Source organism: Actimicrobium sp. CCC2.4 (assembly GCF_034347385.1).
Classification (GTDB): domain Bacteria; phylum Pseudomonadota; class Gammaproteobacteria; order Burkholderiales; family Burkholderiaceae_D; genus Actimicrobium.
Window position 1 is genome coordinate 1,225,018 of sequence record NZ_CP133777.1, and the last position, 20,869, is coordinate 1,245,886.

The window sequence follows — 20,869 nt, forward strand, 5'->3', positions numbered from 1 at the left end:
ACTGTCAGTCTAAATGTTGCCCTACATCAAAATAATATCGTACTGCTCCTGCTGATACACCGTTTCGACCTGCAGCGAAATCGGCTTGCCGATGAAGTCGCCCAGCATGGCCAGATGCTGTGATTCTTCTTCGAGGAACATGTCGACGACGATTTGCGAGGCCAGGATGCGGAACTCGCGCGGGTTGAATTGCTTGGCTTCGCGCAGCAGTTCGCGCAGGATTTCGTAGCAGATGGTGCGGGCGGTCTTGACCTGGCCGCGACCGCTGCAGGCCGGGCAGGTTTCGCACAGGATGCGTGCCAGTGATTCGCGGGTGCGCTTGCGCGTCATCTCGACCAGCCCCAGTGCTGAGAATCCCGACACCGACATCTTGGTGCGATCGCGCGCCAGCGCCTTGTGCAATTCGCTGAGTACACTGCCGCGATGCTCGGCGTTTTCCATGTCAATGAAATCGAGGATGATGATGCCGCCCAGATTACGCAGACGCAGCTGGCGCGCAATCGCATGGGCAGCTTCGAGGTTGGTCTTGAAGATGGTGTCGTCGAAGTTGCGGCCGTTGACGTAGCTGCCGGTATTGACGTCGATGGTGGTCATCGCTTCGGTCTGGTCGACGATCAGGTAGCCGCCGGATTTCAGGTCGACGCGCCGGCCCAGCGCACGCTGGATTTCTTCTTCGACGCCGTACAGATCGAACAGCGGCCGCTCGCCGGTGTAATGGCTCAGGCGGGTCAGTACCGACGGCGTGTAGCTGGTACCGAACTGCTGCAGCATCAAAAAGTTTTCGCGCGAATCGACCTGGATGGTTGATGTGTCGTCGCCGACGAAGTCGCGCAGCACGCGTTGCGCCAGGCTCAGGTCCTGATGCAGCAGTGAGGTCGGCGGCTTGCTTTTGGCACTGGCGGCGATGGTCGACCAGGTCTTGCGCAAGTAATCGATATCCATCTGCAGGTCTGCTTCGGACGCATCCTCGGCCATCGTGCGGATGATGAAGCCACCTTTTTCTTCGGGTGGCAATAGCTTCTGCACTTTGCCGCGCAGCGCTTCGCGTTCGGATTCCTTTTCGATGCGCTGCGAAATGCCGATATGCGAATCCTGCGGCAGGTACACCAGCATGCGACCGGCAATCGAAATTTGCGTCGATAGCCGCGCACCCTTGGTGCCGATCGGATCCTTGATCACCTGGACCGTGACGGCCATGCCGTCGAATAGCAATTTTTCGATCGGCAGCATCGGTGTGGCCGGCCCGTCGTGACTGCGTGCTTCCCAGATATCAGCAACATGCAGGAAGGCAGCCCGCTCCAGTCCGATGTCGATGAAGGCAGATTGCATGCCGGGCAGGACCCGTGCAACCTTACCCAGATAAATATTGCCGGCCATGCCGCGCGACAGCGTGCGTTCGATGTGCAGTTCCTGCACCGCACCTTGCAGGATCAGCGCGACACGGGTTTCCTGCGGGGTGATATTGATCAGTATGTCTTCGTTCATGGCAATCGCAATCCGGCTTGTCTGAGGAGTTGTGCAGTGTCGAAAAGCGGCAAGCCCATGATGCCGGAATAACTGCCCGCCACATGCACAATGAAACTCGCCGCGGTGCCCTGAATGCCGTAGCCGCCGGCCTTGTCATAGGGTTCCATCCCGGCACAGTATGCCCGTATTGTTTCTTCCGGCAAAGCGGCGAAAGTGACATCAGAACACTGCGTGATTTGCCAGATCGCATCATCGCAGCGCAGTGCCACGCTGGTGAGAACCTGATGTGTGCGACCTGACAAGCGACGCAGCATCGCGCTGGCCTCGGCCTGGTTGGCCGGCTTGCCGAGGATGTCCTGGTCCAGCACCACGGTGGTATCGGCACTGAGCACGGGGCGCATCGGCAAATGCCGCGCCACGATGAGCCGCATTGCGGCATCGGCTTTTTCACGCGTGACACGATGGACATAGTCGGCAGCGGCTTCGCCCGGCATCACCAGCTCGGTGACATCAGCCACGCGCCCGCTCCGGTCGCGCAACAGCAGCAGTTCGAAATCAACGCCGATCTGGCGCAGCAGTTCGCGCCGGCGCGGGCTTTTCGAGGCAAGGTAGATTTTTTGATCGTTAGGGCGCATGCCGTTCAGACCCGGTGATACGGATGGTTTTGCGTGATCGACCAGGCCCGGTACAACTGCTCGGCCAGCACCACGCGCACCATGCCATGCGGCAGTGTCAGGCTGGAAATGCGCAACAGCATGTCGGCATTGGCCTTGAAGTGCGGGTCGAGCCCGTCAGCACCGCCGATGATGAAGGCGACATCGCGCCCATCCTGTTGCCAGCTGGTCAGTTGCTGCGAGAGTTGTACGGAAGTGAGGTCGCGCCCGTGTTCATCGAGCGCAATAATGCGTGTGCCTTTCGGCAGCACGGCTTCGATGCGGGTGCGTTCGAGCGCCATCGCGGTCCCGGCGGTTTTGCTGCTGGAGCGCTCGACCGGTTTGATTTCCTTGAGCTGCAACCGGCACTCCGGCGGCATGCGCTTGGCATACTCGCCGAAACCGGTTTCTATCCACGCGGGCATTTTGTGCCCGACCGCCGCGATGATCAGCTGCATCGCGCGCCGCCCTTATTCGGCAGCTTTTGGTTTGGCAGGAGCGCGTGCGCGTTTGACCGGAATACCGCGCTCGGCGACGATTTTCTTTTCCTTGATGATGCGATCTTTCTTGACCGCAGCGGCAGCCGTGGCGCTCTTGGTGACGGCGATCTTGATGGTCTTGCCGACTGGCTTCTTGGCAGCAGGCACCTTCTTGGCGCGCACTGATCCGTCTTCGGCTTTAGCGGCCGGCTTGCGGGTGGCTTTTTTCGGCGCATCGTCGAGCGTGGTCTGGCTGGCGGTCAGATGACGGCCGGCTTTCTTCGGGGCCTCGTCTTCCGGCTCCGACGCAGTGCGCTTCGAGATACGGACGGCGGAGCCGAACTTGACTTCTTTTTCGCCCCAGATTTCTTCGAGGCGGTAGTACGCGCGGATGGCAGGCTGCATGATGTGGACGATCATGTCGCCCAGATCGACCAGTACCCATTCGCCGGTGGTCTCGCCTTCGACGCTGAGGATGGTGCCGCCGTTGTCCTTGACCTTGTCGCGCACCGAGGCAGCCAGTGCCTTGGTCTGACGGTTCGAGGTACCCGAGGCGACCACGATGCGGTCGAACAGGCTGGTCAGATGGACTGTGTCGAAGACCTTGATTTCTTGGGCCTTGACGTCTTCCAGTGCATCGATGACGAGGGCTTGCAATTGTTTGATATCCATTTAGCTTTTATAGAGATGATGTTGTTGAATGTAGTCCAGCACCGCGTGCGGGACCAGCGTGTCGGGTTGTTTCCCCTGACGCAGGGCGGCACGAATTTCAGTAGCGGAAATATCCACCGCCAGGTTCGGGGCGAGAAACGTCTTGCCTTGCGGCGTGGTACGGATTTGCGCTGGCGTGCCAGCGCGGTGTTCGAATGCTTGCCGGACCTCGTCCGGTACTTGCGGGCCATCGAGTGCAAACCCCGGGCGTGCTGCCGCGCACACATGGGCAAAATCAAACAGCTCGCGCCAGCCATTCCAGGTATCGAGATGCTGCAACTGATCCGCCCCCATCAGAAACACCAGCGACACCGCCGGGCCCAGTTCGGCACGCAGTGCCCGCAGGGTATCGATGGTGAACGTCGGATCGGTGCTTTGCAATTCGCGCTGGTCGATCAGTACAGGCACGTCTTGCTGCTGAAATGCCCGTTCCAGCATCGCGACGCGCTGCGCGCCGGAAGCTTCGAGGCCATGTTTTTGCCAGGGATTGCCAGCAGGCAGGATGCGTAACTCATCCGGTTTCAGCAAGTCGACAAAATGGTGCGCCAGCGCGACGTGACCGCTGTGTACCGGATCGAAACTGCCTCCGAGGATGGCGATGCAGTGGCGACTCACGCCAGCCAGTCCCGCTGCACCAGGAATTGTTCGTATAACGCCGCCTCTGCCGTGCCGGGAAGCGGTGTCCAGTTGTAGCGCCATTTGACCACGGGCGGCATCGACATCAGGATCGATTCGGTCCGTCCACCCGACTGCAGGCCAAACAAAGTGCCGCGATCATACACCAGGTTGAACTCGACATACCGTCCGCGCCGGTAGGCCTGGAAATCGCGCTGGGTTTCGTCGAAGGGCAAATCCTTGCGGCGCTGCAGGATGGGCAGGTAGGCAGCCAGGAAAGAGTCGCCGACGCTTTGCATCATCGCGCTGCTGCGGTCCAGGCCCAGCGCATGGAAATCATCAAAGAAAATCCCGCCGATGCCGCGCGGTTCCTGCCGGTGCTTCAGGAAAAAATACTCGTCGCACCACTTTTTGAAGCGCGGATGCAGGTCCTCGCCGAACGGTGCCAGCGCATCGAAACAGGTTTGGTGAAAATGCCGCGCATCGTCTTCGAAACCGTAATACGGCGTCAGGTCCATGCCGCCGCCGAACCACCAGACCGGCGCTTCGCCGGGGGCCGTCGCCATGAAGAAACGCACGTTCATGTGCACCGTTGGTGCCAGCGGATTGCGCGGATGCAGCACCAGCGAGACGCCCATCGCTTCCCATTCGCGACCGGCGATCTCGGGGCGGTTGGCCGCTGCCGACGGCGGCAGGTTTTTGCCGGTCACATGCGAAAAACCGACCCCGCCGCGTTCGAATACATTGCCGTCTTCGATGATGCGCGAGATACCGCCGCCGCCTTCGGGACGTTGCCACGCATCGGTCGAAAACGGCTGGCCGTCGATTGCCGCCAGTGCGCTGACGATGCGTTCCTGCAAATCGAGCAGGTAGGTCTTGATGGTGGAGGCGGTTGTGATGGCGAGGGACATTCCGTGGAAAGGATAAATAATCGAGAACGGATTGTACCTTGCCGACGGGTCTTAACCTTGCATGAACCTTGCCTTAGCCGTGCCGCTTGAGCGCCCGCCAGCCGATATCGCGGCGGAACTGGGCGCCATCGAAATGGATCTGGTCGAGTGCCAGATAAGCCTGACGTTGCGCCATCTTGACACTGTCCCCCAGACCGACCACACACAGCACGCGCCCGCCGGTGACCGTCAACTGGCCATTGTCGAGTGCCGTGCCGGCATGGAACGTGACGCAATCGTCGGTCTCGGCGGGAATCCCGCTGATGATGTCGCCCTTGCGTGGCGCATCCGGATAACCGGCTGCAGCCATCACCACGCCGAGCGCGACGCGCCGGTCCCACTCGAGTTCGACGGCGTCGAGCGTGCCATTGACGGCATGCTCCATCACGCCGACCAGATCGGTTTTGAGGCGCGCCATAATGGGCTGGGTTTCCGGATCGCCCATGCGGCAATTGAACTCCAGCGTCTTGACGCCGCCGTGCTCATCGATCATCAGGCCCGCATACAAAAAGCCGGTGAACGGGATGCCATCCTTGGCCATGCCTTGCACGGTCGGGACGATGATCTCTCGCATCACGCGCGCATGCAGTTCCGGCGTCACGATGGGCGCGGGTGAATACGCGCCCATGCCGCCGGTGTTCGGGCCGGCATCGTTATCCTGCAGACGCTTGTGATCCTGGCTGGTGGCCAGTGCGAGGATATTCTTGCCATCGACCATGACAATAAAGCTGGCTTCTTCGCCGCTGAGAAATTCTTCGATGACGACGCGGGCACCGGCATCGCCGAGCTTGTTATCGGACAGCATCATGTCGACCGCGGCATGCGCTTCGGCCAGGTCCAGTGCTACCACGACACCCTTGCCAGCGGCCAGGCCATCGGCCTTGATGACGATCGGTGCACCTTGCGCATCAATGAACGCATGGGCACCGGCGCTGTCCGAAAAAGTCTGGCTGCGTGCGGTCGGGATACCGTGCCGCTGCATGAAGGTCTTGGCAAAGTCCTTCGAGCTTTCGAGCTGCGCGGCTTCTTTGGTCGGGCCGAAAATCTTCAGGCCGCGCTCGCGGAACAGATTGACGATGCCGGCGGCCAGCGGGACTTCCGGGCCGACCACGGTCAGCGCAATATGTTCATCGATGGCAAATTGCGCCAGCGCGGCCGGATCGGTGATCGGCAGATTGACCAGCCGGCCATCCTGCGCGGTACCGCCATTGCCGGGAGCAACATAGACCAGTTGCAATCGTTCGGATTGGGCAAGTTTCCAGGCCAGTGCATGTTCGCGGCCACCTGAGCCGACTACCAGAATTTTCATGTGAGACTTCGCTGCAGTAAGAGTGTTGGCAAAACAGGGCGGGTGCCCTGGTCTGGAATTCAGGCGTCGATGACCGCGTTGCTATAGACCTGCTGGACATCGTCAAGATCTTCGAGGGCGTCCAGCAGCTTTTGCATGCGGATCGCATCGTCACCGCTGAACACGGTTTCGGTCTCGGATTTCATGACCACGTCGGCGACTTCGGCCTTGAAGCCGGCCGCTTCCAGCGCCTGCTTGACGGCACTGTAATCATGCACCGCGCACAGCACTTCGAGACCGCCTTCGTCATCGGTCAGCACGTCTTCGGCACCGGCTTCGAGGGCCGCTTCCATCAATTTGTCTTCGCTGGTACCGGGGGCAAACAGGAACTGGCCGCAATGCTGGAACAGGAACGCCACCGACCCTTCGGCACCCATGTTGCCGCCGAACTTGGAAAACGCATGGCGGACTTCGGCGACGGTACGGACCCGGTTATCGGTCATGCATTCGACGATGATGGCGGCACCGTGGATGCCATAGCCTTCGTAGCGGACTTCTTCGTAGTTGGCGCCATCGAGACCGCCGGTGCCGCGCGCGATGGCGCGCTGAACGTTATCTTTCGGCATGTTGGCATCGGCGGCTTTTTCAACGGCCAGTCGCAGGCGCGGGTTGGTAGCGATGTCGCCGCCACCGAGGCGCGAGCCGACCGTGATTTCTTTGATCAGACGGGTCCAGACCTTGCCGCGCTTGGCATCGGTGGCGGCCTTCTTGTGCTTGATGTTGGCCCATTTGCTGTGTCCTGCCATGACGATATTTCCTTGCGAATAGAGTGGTCGGAGATCGCGGGCGACTCAAAATTCCCGCATGGTCGCCGCAAAATCAATCTACAATTTTAGCACGCTGACCCTGCCTGAAACCCTTGAGAAAGCCCCACGATCATGCCAACTCCCCTCCTGATTGCGAAGAACCGCGCGCTTGAACTCTGCCTGTTGCCGCGTCTGGCCAACCGCCACGGCTGCATCACCGGTGCTACCGGTACCGGCAAGACTGTCACGCTGCAAGCGATGGCGCAAGCCCTGTCCGACATTGGTGTGCCGGTCTTCATGGCCGATGTCAAAGGCGACCTGTCCGGCATGGCCAAGCCCGGTATTGCCAGCGAGCGCATCACCGCGCGCATGAGCTTGCTGGAATTGTCCGAGCTGAAATGGGCCGCCGTACCGGTTACGTTCTGGGATGTCTACGGCGAAAAAGGCCATCCGGTGCGTGCCACGATTTCCGATCTCGGACCGCTGCTGCTGGCGCGCATGCTCAACCTGAATGACACCCAGCAAGGCGTGCTGCAACTGGTCTTCAAGATCGCCGATGACCAGGGTTTGCTGCTGCTCGACATCAAGGATTTGCGCGCGATGCTGCAGCAAGTCGGCGAGAGCGCGGCGAGCTTCCAGACCGAGTACGGCAACATCTCGGCGGCCAGCATCGGTGCGATCCAGCGCGGCCTGGTCGGTATCGACGAGCAGGGCGGCGACCGCTTCTTTGGCGAGCCGATGCTCAACATCGACGACCTGCTGCAAACCGATGCCGCCGGCAAAGGCGTCGTCAACATTCTCGCTGCCGACCGGCTGATGAATGCGCCGCAGCTGTATTCGACCTTCCTGCTGTGGATGCTGTCGGAGCTGTACGAACACCTGCCCGAAGTGGGCGACCTCGACAAGCCGAAGCTGGCGTTCTTTTTCGACGAAGCCCACTTGCTGTTTGCCGATGCCCCGAAAGCGCTGTTGCAGAAAATCGAACAGGTCGTGCGGCTGATCCGCTCGAAAGGAGTCGGCGTGTACTTTGTGACGCAGAACCCGCTCGACATTCCCGACAGCGTGCTCGGCCAGCTCGGCAACCGCGTCCAGCACGCGCTGCGCGCCTACACGCCGCGCGATCAGAAAGCGGTGCAGGCCGCGGCCGAAACCTTCCGCGCCAATCCGGCGCTCGATGTCGCCAGCGTCATCGGCGAGCTTGAAGTCGGCGAAGCGCTGATTTCATTTCTCGATGACAAAGGCCGGCCGACCATGGTCGAGCGTGGTTTTATCGTGCCACCCGCATCGCAGATCGGGCCGGTCAGCGATGACGAGCGACGCGCCTTGATGGCCGGCTCGGTCGTCGTTGGCGTCTACGAAAAAACCGTGGATCGTGAATCGGCCTACGAAAAAATCAAGGGGCGGGTGCTGGCCAGTCCTGCGGCGCCGGTGCCGGTTCCGGGTGAACCGGCCGCGCCGGCAGGCCGCTCGATCGGCGATCAATTCCGTGACGTGCTGGGTAGCGCAACCGGCAGCGGCGGGCCGGCAAGGCGCACCGACAGCCTGGTCGAATCGATGATGAAATCCGCAGTGCGGGTCATCGGTTCACAGGTCGGCCGCGAAATTATCCGCGGCGTGCTCGGCTCGATTCTGAAAAGCGGCAAGCGCTGAACGCAATGAATATTGCAGTTAGGTTGTTTTATCGTCCCGATAGGCGTTAGAATTCGGTCCGGCATGAATTGCCGGTTTTCGGGTCGTTAGCTCAGCTGGTAGAGCAGCGGACTTTTAATCCGTTGGTCGCAGGTTCGAATCCCGCACGGCCTACCACGAATACCCAAAAAGCCCACGAATACGTTCGTGGGCTTTTTGTATTTCCGGACAGCTGTTGTTCATCGGATGAGGCCTTATTCTTTCTCAAGTCAGGATGCGCGAGGAACGCCAGACTAGGGGTGATCTGTGCTGGATTTCATGCTAGCCTGATATTTTTGATGACTACTCGGGAGCCACCGTGAACAACACCTCCTACACGACGGACGTAGCGGCTTGGTCGATTGAACAGGCGCGGCTGATCCGCTCGGGTCAATTCGACAAGCTTGATCTGGAAAACATTGCAGAGGAGATTGAAGACGTCGGTAAAAGCGAACAGCGCGAGCTGGCCAGTCGTCTTGCGGTGCTGTTTGCCCATTTGCTGAAATGGGAATTTCAGGCCGACTTCCGCGGTTCCAGCTGGTCGGCAACGATCAGGGAGCAAAAACGCCAGGTGCTATTCCATCTCGACGATGTGCCCAGCCTGCGCACCAAGCTTGACGATGCACGCTGGATGGAGATGGTATGGGGGCGTGCCAAAACATTCGCTAGCAAGGAAACCGGAATCGGCTTTGACAAATTTCCCGAGAGTTGCCCCTGGGCGATCGCAGAAGTCCTCGAATCGGCTTGGTTGCCGGCCTGAGTTTGGTGGTGAGCCGGTGCAATAACCGCAGGGCATTGCACCGAATGTCCCGGGTACCGTCGCCAATACCGCCGCTGTCTCATCTCGCGTGAGCCTCAAACCTGCACCGGCAATACCGCCGTCAGCACCATCCCGTCCTCCGGCACATCCCACGCATTCCACGCATCGAGTCCGCCGACCAGCGGCCGCACCTTGACGAAACCATGATTGATCAATTTGCGCGCAATGGCCGCAGCCGATGCCTCGTTCGGGCAGCTGCAATAAATGATGATGTCGCGGTCGCGTGGCACGCTGGCGAAGGTGGCCGCGTGGTCGTCATGGCCGTACAGGATCGCGCCGGGAATCGCCGCTTCGAGCGCCTGGGCGGTCTTGCTGCGGGCGTCGACAATGACCGGGTCGAGGCCGTCATCGATCAGCGTGCGCAACTGGTTCACTGAAATCCGCGCCATGTACAGCGAGCGCATCAGGCGGCGTCGCTCGACATATTTGTAGAGCATGAACAAGCCCAGCAGCGAGCCGATCACCACCAGCGCCGTCATGCCCATCGTACTCAGCACATCGAGCACCTTGTCGATGCTCTTGTGAAAAATCGCCCCGATGGCCAGTCCGCTGCCGGCCCACAGCAGCGTGCCGCTGACGCTGAAAAAAAGGAACCTGCCGCGCGGTGTTCTCATCGCGCCTGCCAGCGGCGGCGCAATTGTATTGAAGCCAGGAATGAATTTGCTGACCAGCAGGGACTTCGGTCCCCAGCGCCGGAAAATGTCTTCGGTGTGGCTGACGCAATTGTCCGGCGACAGCGAAATACGACACAACAGGCCGAGGATGCGCTTGCCGAAATACTTGCCGGCGGCATGCCAGCTCAAGTCCGTGATCAGGCAGGCAGCGACGCTCACCAGCAGGCAGGCCTGCCAGCTGAAGTCGCCCAGCATCGCCAGCGCGCCGGCGACGATCAGGATCGGATAGGCCGGAATCGGCAATCCCATCTGTTCGAGCAGGACGTTGGCGAACACCAGCAGCAAGCCATAGTGCTGCAGCAGGAGGGTGAACTTGGGCATGGTATCGGGGGCAGTCAGGCGGGGCGGGAGCGGACTATAACAAAATCCGGCCGGCCGCGAGCGCGCTGCCCGGCAGGGCACACGGGTGCTTACGACGGCATCGCCACTTCCGGTGCCTGCTCGCGCAATTGCTGGATCAACCAGCGGGTGGCCTGCCCGGGCGGCTGGTCGGCGCGGTGGATCAGATACAGCGGATAGATGGGCGGATGCATCTCGGCCAGCTCCAGCCGCACCAGTTGGCCATTGGCGAGGTCGGCCTCGACCATCGCTTCGGGCATGTGGCCCCAACCGAGCCCGCCGCGCAGCAACGCATGCTTGGCACCGAGATCGCCAAGCCGCCAGTCGCGCATCGCGAACACGCCGAAATCCTTTCCGGTGGTCAGCGCACTGCGGTCGGTCAGCACCAGCTGCGTGTGCTCGCGGGCGATGGCCGTCGGAATCGGCGCGACCGCGTGCGCCAGCGGATGGCCGGGTGCGACCACCGGGATCAGCCGCACGCTGCCCAGCGCATGGCGTTCGATTGCATCCGGTGAACCGATCATCCAGCCCGATACGCCCAGCCGCGTCACGCCATCGAGTACCAGTTGCGTGACCGCGCCCAGCGCTTCTATGCGCAAGCGCAGCGCGACTGTCGGGAACTGGACCTGGAAGCACTCGAGGATACGTACCAGCGTCGCGGTCGGAAACATCACGTCGACTGCCAGCGATACCTCACCTTCGAGTCCCTCGGACAAGGTCTTGGCACGCGCCCGCATCGCATCGACCTTGAGCGCCACGCTGCGCGCATCGGCCAGCAGCAACTGGCCGGCTTCGGTCAGTGCCGGTTTGCGTTTGGTGCGATCAAATAGCGTGCAATTTAATTGTGCTTCCAGGTTGGCGATGGTGTAGCTGACCACCGACTGGGTGCGGTGCAGGTCACGCGCGGCACGGGAAAAACTGCCGGTATCGACGACCGCGACGAAGACACGTAATTGATCAAGAGTAGGAGAGCCGGGTTCGCGCATGGTGATTTTATCGATGCTAATGATGAAGATTCTCGGGGTTTCGTCGATAGTAATTCTTGCCTATGATGAAGGCCAGCTTATTGAATAACCCGATTCGACAGGAAGCCATCATGTCTGTACCCCTCCGTAAAATCAGCCGCATCACCCAGGCCCAGCGCGTCATCGAAGGCGCTGGTTTTGAAGTCCAGCGCGCGATCCCGGCCGCCGGTCTCGAGGCGGTCGGCCCGTTCATTTTTGTTGACCATTTCGGTCCGGTCGACTACGCCCCTGGCAAGGCCATGGGCGCACCGGACCATCCGCATGCCGGGATCGAAACACTGACGTATTTTTTTGGCGGCGGCGGCATGCGCCACCGCGACAGCCTTGGCAACGTCAGTACGATGCAGGCCGGTGGTGCGCAATGGATGCGCGCCGGTCGCGGCATCGTCCATGACGAAAGTCCCGATGAAGCCTTGCTGCGCGATGGCGGTCTGGTGCACGGCACGCAGCTGTGGATTAACTTGCCGGCTGATCACAAGATGGATGAGCCGCAATACCAGGCCTTCGATGCCGCACAGATCCCCAACTGGACCGACGCCGACGGCAGCGTGCAGTACCGGCTGATTGCCGGCGTGCTTGGCGGGCGCACCGGACCGGTCGCCAGTTTTGGCAATCCATGGCTGATGCATCTGAGCTTGCAGCCCGGTGCCCGTGCCGGGATTGCGCTTGATGGCGTCGCCGAAGCGGCGGCCTACGTGGTGTCCGGCAAGGGTGTGTTCGGCAGCGAGCGGCAAGCCGGCGCGCCGGGGCAGCTGATCCAGTTCGAGGCCACCGGCAAAGCCCTGCTGGAAGCCGGCGACACCATGCTCGATGTGCTGCTGCTGGGCGGCGATCCGCTCGATGCACCTATCGTGCGCTACGGCCCGTTCGTCATGAATACGCAGCAGCAGTTGCAGCAGGCAATGCAGGATTACCAGCAAGGTCGCATGGGTCGTATCGCGCACTAAAGCCGACCCCGACTCCGTTCAATTCACTTTCAGGAAAATCACATGACTACTCTTCTTCATATCAACAGCAGCGCCCGCACGACCGGATCAATTTCACGCGACGTCACGGCCGAATTCGTCACCCGCTTGCAGGCCGCTGATCCTGCGATCGTCGTGGTTGAACGCGATGTCGCCGGCACGCCATTGCCGCATCTGACGGAACAGGTGCTGGGCGCGTTTTTCACGCCGGCCGACGCCCGCAGCGCGCAGCAAGCCGCCGATGCCAACTTGTCGGATACGCTGGTAAGCGAGCTGAAAGCCGCTGACGTGATCGTCATCGGCGCGCCGATGTACAACTTTTCGGTGAGCTCGTCGCTGAAGGCCTGGATCGATCACGTTGCCCGCGCCGGCCAGACGTTTCAGTACACCGCCAACGGGCCGGTAGGTCTGCTGACCGGCAAGAAAGTCTATGTATTTACAGCGCGAGGCGGGGTCTACAGCAGCGGTCCGGCGCAAGGCATGGATTTCCATGAAACCTATCTGCGCGCGGTGCTTGGTTTCATGGGGCTCGATGACATTACCTTTGTTCACAGCGAAGGCCTGGCAATGGGCGACGAAGCGGTTGCCAAGGCACTGGCACAAACCCGCAGCACCATCGAGGAGCTGGTGCCGGCCTGACTTTTCAGCACGGGCAGCAATACCAGTAAAAGCGGCAGCGACGAAGCAGATTCGTCGCTGCCGTTTCCGCCTCGAAGAGGCACGGGAAATACCTATTTTCGGTAAGTAATGATGTCATCTGGTGGTAACAAGCGGTGGCTACACTCCGCCCCAATGTTTCCATTTCCAACTTTTGGTGATGGAAATAAAGCTCCCCGACGTTGTTCGCAACGACCTGATGCATCATCCTGACGAGAGATATCCCGTGGCCCATTCCTTCCGATTCAAACCTTTGACCTTGATGGTCCTGCAAGCCCTGGCCCTGTCGGCCCATGCCCAGGAAGCCGCTCCCGAAGTGATCACCGTATTTGGCCAGGGTCAAACCCGCCAGTTGCAAAAGCTCACCAGCGCTGATCTGGCCAAAGCCGTACCAGGCGCCAGCCCGCTGAAGACCCTGGAAAAATTGCCGGGCGTGAGCTTCCAGTCAGCCGATCCGTTCGGTGCCTACGAATGGTCGACCCGCTTCAGCGTGCGCGGTTTTAACCAGAACCAGATGGGCTTCACGCTCGACGGTATTCCGCTTGGCGACATGAGCTACGGTAACAACAACGGCTTGCACATCAGCCGCGCGATCTCGTCCGAAAACATCCGCACCGTGAACCTGTCACAGGGTTCGGGTGCCGTCGGCACGGCCTCCACCAGCAACCTGGGCGGCACCGTCCAGTTCCTGTCGATGGATCCGAGCGACACCATGGGCGGCACCTTTGCCCAGACCTTCGGCAGCAACAGCACCTACCGCACCTTTGCCCGTTTCGATACCGGCATGCTGCCATCGGACACCAAGATCGCCGTCAGCATCACGCGCCATCGTTCGGATAAATGGAAAGGCGAAGGCGCGCAAGACCTCGACCAGTTCAACAGCAAACTTGTGCAGCGTTTTGGCGATAACAAGCTGTCGGTTTTCTACAATCACTCGGACCGCAAAGAAATCGATTACCAGGACATGTCGCTCGAAATGACCAGGCGCCTGGGCTACAAATGGGATAACTACGCGCCTAATTTCCAGCAAGCCGTCAATGCCGCACGCGGTGTCTACACGGCTGGTGAAACCAGCATTGATGACGCCTACTACCAGGCCAGCGGCCTGCGCAAGGATGATCTGGCCGGTGCCACGCTGGACGTGAAATTGTCCGAGTCAACCGTCCTCAAGACCACGCTCTACCATCATCGCAATGCCGGCCAGGGTCACTGGTACACCCCGTATGTCGCCACTTCTGCCGCGATGCCGATTTCGATCCGCACCACCGAGTATTCGATCGGCCGTGACGGTGTCATCAGCGACCTGACCTGGGACTTCGGTAATCACACCATCAACGGTGGTTTCTGGGCCGAGCGCAGCCTGCATGACGTGACCCGTAACTTCTACGCCGTGGTCGATAACCGTGACACGAATTCGTACCTGTCGAATCCGTTCCGTACCGACTTCAAGCAAAACTACATCACCACGACGACCCAGTTCTACGCCCAGGACACCGTGTCGATGATGGATGACAAGCTCAAGCTGAACTTCGGTTTCAAGTCACCGAAAGTGGCGATTGATTCGGCCTCGGTCATCGGTACCCGCGCCGCCGGTTCGGTCGTTGCGCAAAAATCCTTCCTGCCGCAAGTCGGTCTGAACTTTGCCGTGACCCGCGATGACGAGCTGTTTACGTCGCTGGCAGAAAACATGCGTGCATTCTCGCCGGGGATCGGCGGCGTGTTCTCGCAATCGCAGACCTCGTTCAATGCCAGCAGTACCTCCCTGAAGCCGGAAACCTCGACCTCGCTGGAAGCCGGTTACCGCTTCAAGCGCGCCCAGATCAGCGGTTCGATCGCGGCTTACCATACCGAGTTCAAGGATCGCCAGTTGGGTATCGCCAACTGTCCTGCGATCGTCGGTTGCGCCTCCACCTTCGCCAACGTCGGCAAGGTCGTCACCAACGGCATCGAAGCAGCCGCCGAACTGAAACTGGCACCGCAATGGTCGCTGTTCAATTCGCTGACCTACAACGATTCGAAGTACAAGTCCGACTATTTGAATAACGGCGTCGTGGCCACCAGCGGCAAACAAGTCGTTGATGCACCACGCCTGATGTTCAACACCGAGCTGTCGTACGAGAACGAGCACTGGTTTGCCCGCACCAACGCCAAGTTCACCGACAAGCGGTATTACACCTACCTCAATGACGCCTCGGTACCGAATTTCTGGCTGATGAATCTGTCGGCTGGCTACAAGCTGAAATCGGTTGGCGGGCTCAAGGATGTGACGATCCAGTTCAACGTCGACAACCTGCTCAACAAAGATTACTTCAGCACGATCGGCAGCAACGGCTTCTCGAACTCCGATCCGACGGGTACCAGCCAGACCTTGCTGGTAGGTGCACCACGTCAAATGTTCCTGACGATAGGCGGCAAGATCTAAGTTGGCGAGGTTGTCCATACGCCCCGGCGCGGCAACGCGCCGGCAGGCTTGATTGATCAGGGGGGCACGGCATCCGTATTGCGGATGACGCGGCTCCCCGCAGTGTTTTCCGAAGGTGTTCCAATGAAATTGACCGTACCGATGATGCTGCTGGGCGTGCTGGGCTGGCCGGCCGCCGTGCTCGCCCAAACCACCACCACCACCACCACCCCGATCGAACACGTGATTGTGCTGGTCGGTGAAAACCGTACCTTCGACAATATGTTCGGTGCCTATCAACCAAAGCGCGGCCAGACCATTGCGAATCTGCTGTCGAAAGGCATCATCAAGGCCGATGGTTCGCCGGGTCCGCGCTATGCCGATGCCGCACAAAAGACCGCCGAAAATTTCGGCGCCTATACCCCGACACCAAAAACCGTCGGGACCTATCCGACGTTGCCGCAACCTTACGCCCTCGGCGCGTTCGGCCAGCGCCAGGATATTCCGGATGCGCGCTTCCCGAAGACGATGCCGAACGGCCCGTTCCAGATCACCAAACATACCGGTTACGGTGCCCATACCGGCGACCCGATCCACCGTTTTTATCAGATGTGGCAGCAGACCAATGGCGGCAAGAACGACCTGTTCGTCTGGGTCGCCGAAACCACCGGCCTGGGACCGAGCAATCCGTGGCTGCCGCTGGGTCCGGGCAAGCCGACCTTTCAGGGCGGCGTGGCGATGGGCTTCTACAACATGTCGACCGGCGACGCGCCGTACTTCAAGCACCTGGCCGACACCTATGCAATCGCCGATAACTACCATCAGCCGATCATGGGTGGCACCACCGTCAATTACCTGGCGCTGGCCACTGGCGATGTCTCGTTCTTCACTGCCGATGGCAAGCCCGCCATGCCGGCAGCCAAGCTGATCGAGAATCCCGATGCCCAGCCCGGCACCAATAACTGGTACACCGAAGACGGCTATCGCGGCGGCACTTACATCCGCTGCGACGATATGGCGCTGCCCGGCGTGGCCGGTATCCGCAATCACCTGAAAGCCTTGCCGTACAAGGCTTTCAATGATGGCAACTGCGCACCCGAGACCTACTACATGGTCAACAACATGGACCCGGCGTATTCGCCAGCGGGGGATTTGCTGCCGGTCGCACCGGACAAGTTCCTGCTGCCGCCGCAAACCATCCCGCATATCGGTGACGGCCTGACGGCTGCCGGCGTATCGTGGAAATGGTATTCGGGCGGGCGCAACGATGGCGTCAAGACCGACAAGGAATACTGCGCGATGTGCGATACGCCGACCTTTTTTACGTCGACGATGACCGGTCCCGACCGCCACAAGTTGCATGACCTGCAGCAGTTCTATGTCGATGTCAAGGATGCGAAGACCTTCCCGGCGGTGAGCTACATCGCGCCTTACGACAGCATCTCGGGCCACCCCGGCTATGCGATGGAAACCAGTTTCGATGCGTTGGCGCAGGACGTCATCACGCGCGTCAAGGCCAATCCGGCGCTGTGGAAAAACACCGTCGTGCTGGTCACCTTCGATGAAGGTGGCGGCTATTACGATTCCGGTTACGTGCAGGCGATCGACTTCTTCGGCGATGGCACGCGCATCCCGCTGATCGCGGTGTCGCCGTTCTCGAAACGCGGTCATGTCGATCACACCTATTACAGCCACGCCTCCATCCTCAAATTCATCGAGCGCAACTGGAAGATGCTGCCGCTGTCATCCCGCAGCCGCGACAATCTGCCGAACCCGGTCAGCGATCCGCGCAATCCCTACGTGCCGCTGAACCAGCCGGCGCTTGGCGACCTGATGAACCTGTTTGATTTCAAGCGCGCCGCGCGCACGGAGAAATGACATGAAACGCACACTACGCATGACACTGGCAGCGACTGCCTTGCTGGTCGCCAGCGCCGCCGCCACGGCCCAGCAACCACTCGATGCACTAATCGCCGCTGCCAAAAAAGAAGGCACCGTCAACAGCGTCGGCATGCCGCCCGACTGGGCCAATTGGAAACAGTCGTGGGCCGCGATGGAGTCCAAATACGGCATCACGCATCAGGACACCGACATGAGTTCGGCGCAGGAAATCGCCAAGTTCGATGCCGAGAAAAGCAATGCCTCGGCCGACATCGGCGATGTCGGCCATTCGTTCGGACCGATCGCCGTGGCCAAGGGCGTCACGCAAGCGTACAAGCCGTCGACCTGGAACGAGATCCCGGTCTGGGCCAAGGACGGCGACGGTCACTGGATGCTGGCCTACACCGGTACGATGGCCTTCATCAGCAACAACAAGCTGGTCAAAAATCCGCCGAAGAACTGGAAAGATCTGCTGTCCGGGACTTACCGCGTGACGGTCGGTGAAGTCGGCGTCGCCTCGCAAGCCAACAGCGCCGTGCTGGCCGCCGCGCTGGCGTTTGGCGGCAATGAAAAAAACCTCGCACCGGCCTACAAGCTGTTCGCCGAACTGGCCCGTCAGGGACGGCTGTCGCTGACCAATCCGAGCATCGCCAACATGGAAAAAGGCGAAGTCGAAGTCGCTTTGCTGTGGGATTTCAATGCACTCAGCTACCGCGACAAGATCGATGCCAGCCAGTTCACGGTCTCGATTCCGCAGGATGGTTCGCTGGTGGCCGGTTACACGACCATCATCAACAAGCACGCCAAACATCCGAACGCGGCCAAGCTGATGCGCGAATTGATTTTCAGTGACGAAGGCCAGATCAATCTGGCGCGCGGTCATGCCCGCCCGATCCGCAGCAATGTCGTGATGCCGAAAGACGTACAGGACAAGATGCTGCCGGCGGCGCAATACCAGAACGCCAAGCCGATCCAGGATTTCGCGGCATGGGAAAAAACCACCCGCGCCATCCCGCGCCAGTGGCAGGAGCAAGTCATGATGTTCAACAAGTGAGCCCGACATGAACAACAAAGTCATCCTCGTCCTGATCGACGGACTTGCCTGGCAGTCGGCTTATGACGGCATGGGCTTCCTGCAGGGACTGTGCGAGGCCGGGCAGGCCAGCCTGTACCGGATGGAATGCGAACTGCCGTCGCTGTCGCGTCCGCTTTACGAATGCATCCTGACCGGCGTGCGGCCGGTCGACAGTGGCGTGGTGCACAACCAGGTCACGCGGCTATCGCACCATGACAGCATCTTTCATCTGGCGCGCGCGGCCGGTGGCACGACGGCCGCAGCGGCCTATCACTGGATCAGCGAACTGTACAACCGCTCGCCGTACGAGGCGGTGCGCGACCGCTTCACTGACGATGACAGCCTGCCGATTCAACACGGCGTGTTCTATCACGCCGACAGCTATCCGGATGACCACCTGCTGCTGGACGCCGAGATCCTGCGCCGCCGGCACGACCCGGATTTTTTGCTGATCCATCCGATGAATACCGATGACGCCGGTCATCGCCACGGTGGCGACAGCGGCCAGTACCGCAATGCCGCGCGCAGCTTTGACAATGCGCTGTCGACGCAATTGCCGGGCTGGCTGGCGGCCGGTTATCAGGTCGTCGTCACCAGCGACCATGGCATGAACCGCGACCACACCCATCGCGGCGTGCTGCCCGAAGAGCGGCAAGTGCCGCTGTTCGTGATGGGCAGTGGCTTCAGTCACGATCCGCTGGCACGGCCGCGTCAGGTCGAACTGTGCGGCGTGCTGGCCGACCTGCTCGGGGCAGCGCACGACAAGGCAAGCAATCCGGCGCTGCTGTCTGCATGATCGCCAGCCTGCGCACGCACTGGCGACCAGCCTTGCTGCTGGTGCCGCTGCTGCTGGTGTCCGGCTTGTTTTCACTGGCACCGGCGGGCTGGGTACTGTTCAATAGCGTGCGCGTCGAGGACGCCTGGTCATTCGGCAATTTCATCGAGATTCTCGGCGCCAGTTTTTATCGGCAGGCCTTCGGCAACAGCCTGTGGATTGCCACCGGCTCCAGCCTGGCCGGCCTGCTGATCGGACTGGTTGGCGCGGCCTCGATCCGGCGCGTCGATGGCAGCGTGCGCGATATTACGGTGGCCTTCACCAACATGGCCAGCAACCTCAGTGGCGTGCCGCTGGCGTTCGCCTTCATCATCATTCTCGGTGCCAATGGCGCGGCCACGCTGCTGTTGCGCGAGTGGGGCTGGCTCGGCGAGTTCAGCCTGTATTCGCGCGGCGGACTGACGCTGATCTATACGTATTTCCAGATTCCGCTGGCGATCCTGCTGCTGTATCCGGCCTTCGACGCGCTCGATGATGACTGGCAGGCCAGCGCCGCGCTGCTCGGTGCATCACGGCTGCGCTACTGGCAACTGATCGGTTTGCCGGTGCTGCTGCCGGCGGTGCTCGGCACCTTCATCCTGCTGTTTGCCAATGCGATGGGCGCGTATGCCAGCGCCTATGCACTGATGACCTCGAACTACAACCTGGTGACGATCCGCATTGCCAGTCTGGTGGCCGGTGATATTTTCCTGGAGCCGAATCTGGCGGCAGCGCTGGCGGTGCTGCTGATCGCGCTGATGGTGCTGATGGTTAGTGTCAATCAGTGGCTACTCAAACGGAGTCACCATGCGCACTAATACTTACCACCGCATGGTCGTGGCGAGCCTGGTGATCCTGCTCGGCATGCCGATTCTGGCGACGCTGCTGTATTCGCTGTCGCAGCGCTGGGGCGCGACCGTGCTGCCGGACGGCCTGACGTTCGACTGGTATCTGGCGCTGCTGCGCGAGCCGCGTTTTCTGGTCGCGTTCGGCCATTCGCTGCTGGTGTCGGTGGCTACGCTGGTGCTGGCGACGGTGCTGATCGTGCCGGCCGCCTTTGTCGTGTTCTATTATTTTCCGCGGCTGGATCGCTGGATGAACCTGCTGATCCTGCTGCAGTTCGCGGTGCCGCCAGTGGTGTCGTCGGTCGGTCTGCTGCAACTGTATGCCGACGGGCCCTTGCCGCTGATCGGTACGCCGTGGGTGCTGGTCGGTTGCTACTTCACGATCGTGCTGCCGTTCATTTACCGGGCGCTGGCCAGCAGTTTGCAAGGACTCAATGTGCGTGACCTGATGGATGCCGCGCACCTGCTGGGTGCGAGCACGCCGCAGGCTTTTTTGCGCGTGGTGCTGCCCAATATCCGCAAGGCACTGATGGCAGCGCTATTCCTGTCGTTTTCGTTTTTACTGGGCGAATTCGTGTTTGCCAACATGCTCGTCGGCGGCCGGTTCGAGACCCTCAATGTGTATCTGTACACGATGCGTTCGACCAGCGGCCATTTCACCAGCGCGGTCGTGATGACGTATTTCCTGTTCACGCTGGTCGTGACCTGGATTGCCACCCGGCTAGCCCGATAGGAG

General features: G+C 60.6%; 20 protein-coding genes and 1 tRNA gene. 11 read left to right on the forward strand and 10 right to left on the reverse strand.

Features of this window, described 5'->3' with window-relative positions:
- Positions 1-21 precede the first annotated feature (21 nt).
- The 8 genes from rng to RHM62_RS05715 all read right to left on the reverse strand — a co-directional run bounded on the left by rng (position 22) and on the right by RHM62_RS05715 (position 6,969).
- Positions 22-1,485 carry a ribonuclease G gene (gene rng, locus RHM62_RS05680; RefSeq protein WP_322124577.1) on the reverse strand — a complete coding sequence of 488 codons (1,464 nt, stop codon included), beginning with the start codon at positions 1,483-1,485 and terminating at the stop codon, positions 22-24.
- Positions 1,482-2,102, reverse strand: coding sequence for a Maf family protein (locus RHM62_RS05685; RefSeq protein ID WP_322124578.1), 621 nt, complete (start codon positions 2,100-2,102; stop codon positions 1,482-1,484). Before RHM62_RS05685 ends, rng begins: the two co-directional genes overlap by 4 nt.
- Before the next feature lie 5 nt (positions 2,103-2,107).
- The gene (gene rlmH / locus RHM62_RS05690) at positions 2,108-2,578 is read right to left on the reverse strand and encodes a 23S rRNA (pseudouridine(1915)-N(3))-methyltransferase RlmH (protein WP_322124579.1); all 471 of its coding nucleotides are present in this window, start codon (positions 2,576-2,578) and stop codon (positions 2,108-2,110) included.
- Positions 2,579-2,590: 12 nt separating this feature from the next.
- Positions 2,591-3,271, reverse strand: coding sequence for a ribosome silencing factor (rsfS, locus tag RHM62_RS05695; RefSeq protein WP_009667246.1), 681 nt, complete (start codon positions 3,269-3,271; stop codon positions 2,591-2,593).
- A complete protein-coding gene (locus tag RHM62_RS05700; protein ID WP_416172290.1) occupies positions 3,272-3,925 on the reverse strand; it encodes a nicotinate-nucleotide adenylyltransferase in 654 nt (217 codons plus the stop codon).
- A complete protein-coding gene (gene hemF / locus RHM62_RS05705) occupies positions 3,922-4,836 on the reverse strand; it encodes an oxygen-dependent coproporphyrinogen oxidase (protein ID WP_322124580.1) in 915 nt (304 codons plus the stop codon). The genes RHM62_RS05700 and hemF overlap by 4 nt, the downstream gene beginning before the upstream one ends.
- Before the next feature lie 73 nt (positions 4,837-4,909).
- Positions 4,910-6,184: a phosphoribosylamine--glycine ligase gene (gene purD, locus RHM62_RS05710; RefSeq protein ID WP_322124581.1), complete on the reverse strand. Its 1,275-nt coding sequence runs from the start codon at positions 6,182-6,184 to the stop codon at positions 4,910-4,912.
- Between the two features lie 59 nt (positions 6,185-6,243).
- Entirely contained in the window at positions 6,244-6,969 is a 726-nt protein-coding gene (locus tag RHM62_RS05715) for a YebC/PmpR family DNA-binding transcriptional regulator (RefSeq protein WP_009666276.1), read from the reverse strand.
- A 132-nt stretch (positions 6,970-7,101) separates the two neighbouring features.
- On the opposite strand from RHM62_RS05715, the gene RHM62_RS05720 reads away from it, so the two are divergent.
- The 3 genes from RHM62_RS05720 to RHM62_RS05730 all read left to right on the forward strand — a co-directional run bounded on the left by RHM62_RS05720 (position 7,102) and on the right by RHM62_RS05730 (position 9,397).
- The gene (locus RHM62_RS05720; RefSeq protein WP_322124582.1) at positions 7,102-8,619 is read left to right on the forward strand and encodes a DUF853 domain-containing protein; all 1,518 of its coding nucleotides are present in this window, start codon (positions 7,102-7,104) and stop codon (positions 8,617-8,619) included.
- 80 nt (positions 8,620-8,699) lie between these two features.
- A tRNA-Lys gene (locus RHM62_RS05725) sits at positions 8,700-8,775 on the forward strand.
- Between the two features lie 181 nt (positions 8,776-8,956).
- Positions 8,957-9,397 (forward strand): DUF29 domain-containing protein, encoded by a 441-nt coding sequence (locus RHM62_RS05730; protein WP_322124583.1) that lies wholly within the window; start codon positions 8,957-8,959, stop codon positions 9,395-9,397.
- A 95-nt stretch (positions 9,398-9,492) separates the two neighbouring features.
- On the opposite strand, the gene RHM62_RS05735 is transcribed toward RHM62_RS05730, so the two are convergent.
- Together RHM62_RS05735 and RHM62_RS05740 are read right to left on the reverse strand one after the other, a co-directional pair.
- The gene (locus RHM62_RS05735) at positions 9,493-10,452 is read right to left on the reverse strand and encodes a DedA family protein/thiosulfate sulfurtransferase GlpE (protein WP_322124584.1); all 960 of its coding nucleotides are present in this window, start codon (positions 10,450-10,452) and stop codon (positions 9,493-9,495) included.
- Between the two features lie 89 nt (positions 10,453-10,541).
- A complete protein-coding gene (locus RHM62_RS05740) occupies positions 10,542-11,456 on the reverse strand; it encodes a LysR family transcriptional regulator (protein ID WP_322124585.1) in 915 nt (304 codons plus the stop codon).
- 110 nt (positions 11,457-11,566) lie between these two features.
- On the opposite strand from RHM62_RS05740, the gene RHM62_RS05745 reads away from it, so the two are divergent.
- From RHM62_RS05745 to RHM62_RS05780, 8 genes are all read left to right on the forward strand, one after another.
- Complete coding sequence (locus tag RHM62_RS05745) at positions 11,567-12,442, forward strand: pirin family protein (RefSeq protein ID WP_322124586.1); 876 nt, start codon at positions 11,567-11,569, stop codon at positions 12,440-12,442.
- A 42-nt stretch (positions 12,443-12,484) separates the two neighbouring features.
- The gene (locus RHM62_RS05750; RefSeq protein ID WP_322124587.1) at positions 12,485-13,099 is read left to right on the forward strand and encodes an FMN-dependent NADH-azoreductase; all 615 of its coding nucleotides are present in this window, start codon (positions 12,485-12,487) and stop codon (positions 13,097-13,099) included.
- Positions 13,100-13,343: 244 nt separating this feature from the next.
- Positions 13,344-15,539: a TonB-dependent receptor gene (locus RHM62_RS05755; RefSeq protein WP_322124588.1), complete on the forward strand. Its 2,196-nt coding sequence runs from the start codon at positions 13,344-13,346 to the stop codon at positions 15,537-15,539.
- 123 nt (positions 15,540-15,662) lie between these two features.
- Positions 15,663-17,396 (forward strand): alkaline phosphatase family protein, encoded by a 1,734-nt coding sequence (locus RHM62_RS05760; RefSeq protein ID WP_322124589.1) that lies wholly within the window; start codon positions 15,663-15,665, stop codon positions 17,394-17,396.
- A 1-nt stretch (position 17,397) separates the two neighbouring features.
- Positions 17,398-18,453, forward strand: a complete 1,056-nt coding sequence (locus RHM62_RS05765; RefSeq protein WP_322124590.1) for an ABC transporter substrate-binding protein — start codon at positions 17,398-17,400, stop codon at positions 18,451-18,453.
- A 7-nt stretch (positions 18,454-18,460) separates the two neighbouring features.
- Complete coding sequence (locus RHM62_RS05770) at positions 18,461-19,270, forward strand: alkaline phosphatase family protein (protein ID WP_322124591.1); 810 nt, start codon at positions 18,461-18,463, stop codon at positions 19,268-19,270.
- Positions 19,267-20,106 (forward strand): ABC transporter permease, encoded by an 840-nt coding sequence (locus RHM62_RS05775; RefSeq protein WP_322124592.1) that lies wholly within the window; start codon positions 19,267-19,269, stop codon positions 20,104-20,106. Before RHM62_RS05770 ends, RHM62_RS05775 begins: the two co-directional genes overlap by 4 nt.
- Positions 20,096-20,866 carry an ABC transporter permease gene (locus tag RHM62_RS05780; protein WP_322124593.1) on the forward strand — a complete coding sequence of 257 codons (771 nt, stop codon included), beginning with the start codon at positions 20,096-20,098 and terminating at the stop codon, positions 20,864-20,866. The genes RHM62_RS05775 and RHM62_RS05780 overlap by 11 nt, the downstream gene beginning before the upstream one ends.
- Positions 20,867-20,869 lie beyond the last annotated feature (3 nt).

Bases quoted from the DNA above. Each gene is read 5' to 3' on its own strand.
- RHM62_RS05780 (WP_322124593.1), top strand. From the start codon at position 20,096: ATGCGCACTAATACTTACCACCGCATGGTCGTGGCGAGCCTGGTGATC.
- hemF (WP_322124580.1), bottom strand. From the start codon at position 4,836: ATGTCCCTCGCCATCACAACCGCCTCCACCATCAAGACCTACCTGCTC.
- RHM62_RS05685 (WP_322124578.1), bottom strand. From the start codon at position 2,102: ATGCGCCCTAACGATCAAAAAATCTACCTTGCCTCGAAAAGCCCGCGC.
- RHM62_RS05740 (WP_322124585.1), bottom strand. From the start codon at position 11,456: ATGCGCGAACCCGGCTCTCCTACTCTTGATCAATTACGTGTCTTCGTC.
- RHM62_RS05735 (WP_322124584.1), bottom strand. From the start codon at position 10,452: ATGCCCAAGTTCACCCTCCTGCTGCAGCACTATGGCTTGCTGCTGGTG.
- RHM62_RS05765 (WP_322124590.1), top strand. From the start codon at position 17,398: ATGAAACGCACACTACGCATGACACTGGCAGCGACTGCCTTGCTGGTC.
- RHM62_RS05745 (WP_322124586.1), top strand. From the start codon at position 11,567: ATGTCTGTACCCCTCCGTAAAATCAGCCGCATCACCCAGGCCCAGCGC.
- rng (WP_322124577.1), bottom strand. From the start codon at position 1,485: ATGAACGAAGACATACTGATCAATATCACCCCGCAGGAAACCCGTGTC.
- rlmH (WP_322124579.1), bottom strand. From the start codon at position 2,578: ATGCAGCTGATCATCGCGGCGGTCGGGCACAAAATGCCCGCGTGGATA.
- rsfS (WP_009667246.1), bottom strand. From the start codon at position 3,271: ATGGATATCAAACAATTGCAAGCCCTCGTCATCGATGCACTGGAAGAC.
- RHM62_RS05720 (WP_322124582.1), top strand. From the start codon at position 7,102: ATGCCAACTCCCCTCCTGATTGCGAAGAACCGCGCGCTTGAACTCTGC.
- RHM62_RS05750 (WP_322124587.1), top strand. From the start codon at position 12,485: ATGACTACTCTTCTTCATATCAACAGCAGCGCCCGCACGACCGGATCA.
- purD (WP_322124581.1), bottom strand. From the start codon at position 6,184: ATGAAAATTCTGGTAGTCGGCTCAGGTGGCCGCGAACATGCACTGGCC.
- RHM62_RS05715 (WP_009666276.1), bottom strand. From the start codon at position 6,969: ATGGCAGGACACAGCAAATGGGCCAACATCAAGCACAAGAAGGCCGCC.
- RHM62_RS05760 (WP_322124589.1), top strand. From the start codon at position 15,663: ATGAAATTGACCGTACCGATGATGCTGCTGGGCGTGCTGGGCTGGCCG.
- RHM62_RS05775 (WP_322124592.1), top strand. From the start codon at position 19,267: ATGATCGCCAGCCTGCGCACGCACTGGCGACCAGCCTTGCTGCTGGTG.
- RHM62_RS05770 (WP_322124591.1), top strand. From the start codon at position 18,461: ATGAACAACAAAGTCATCCTCGTCCTGATCGACGGACTTGCCTGGCAG.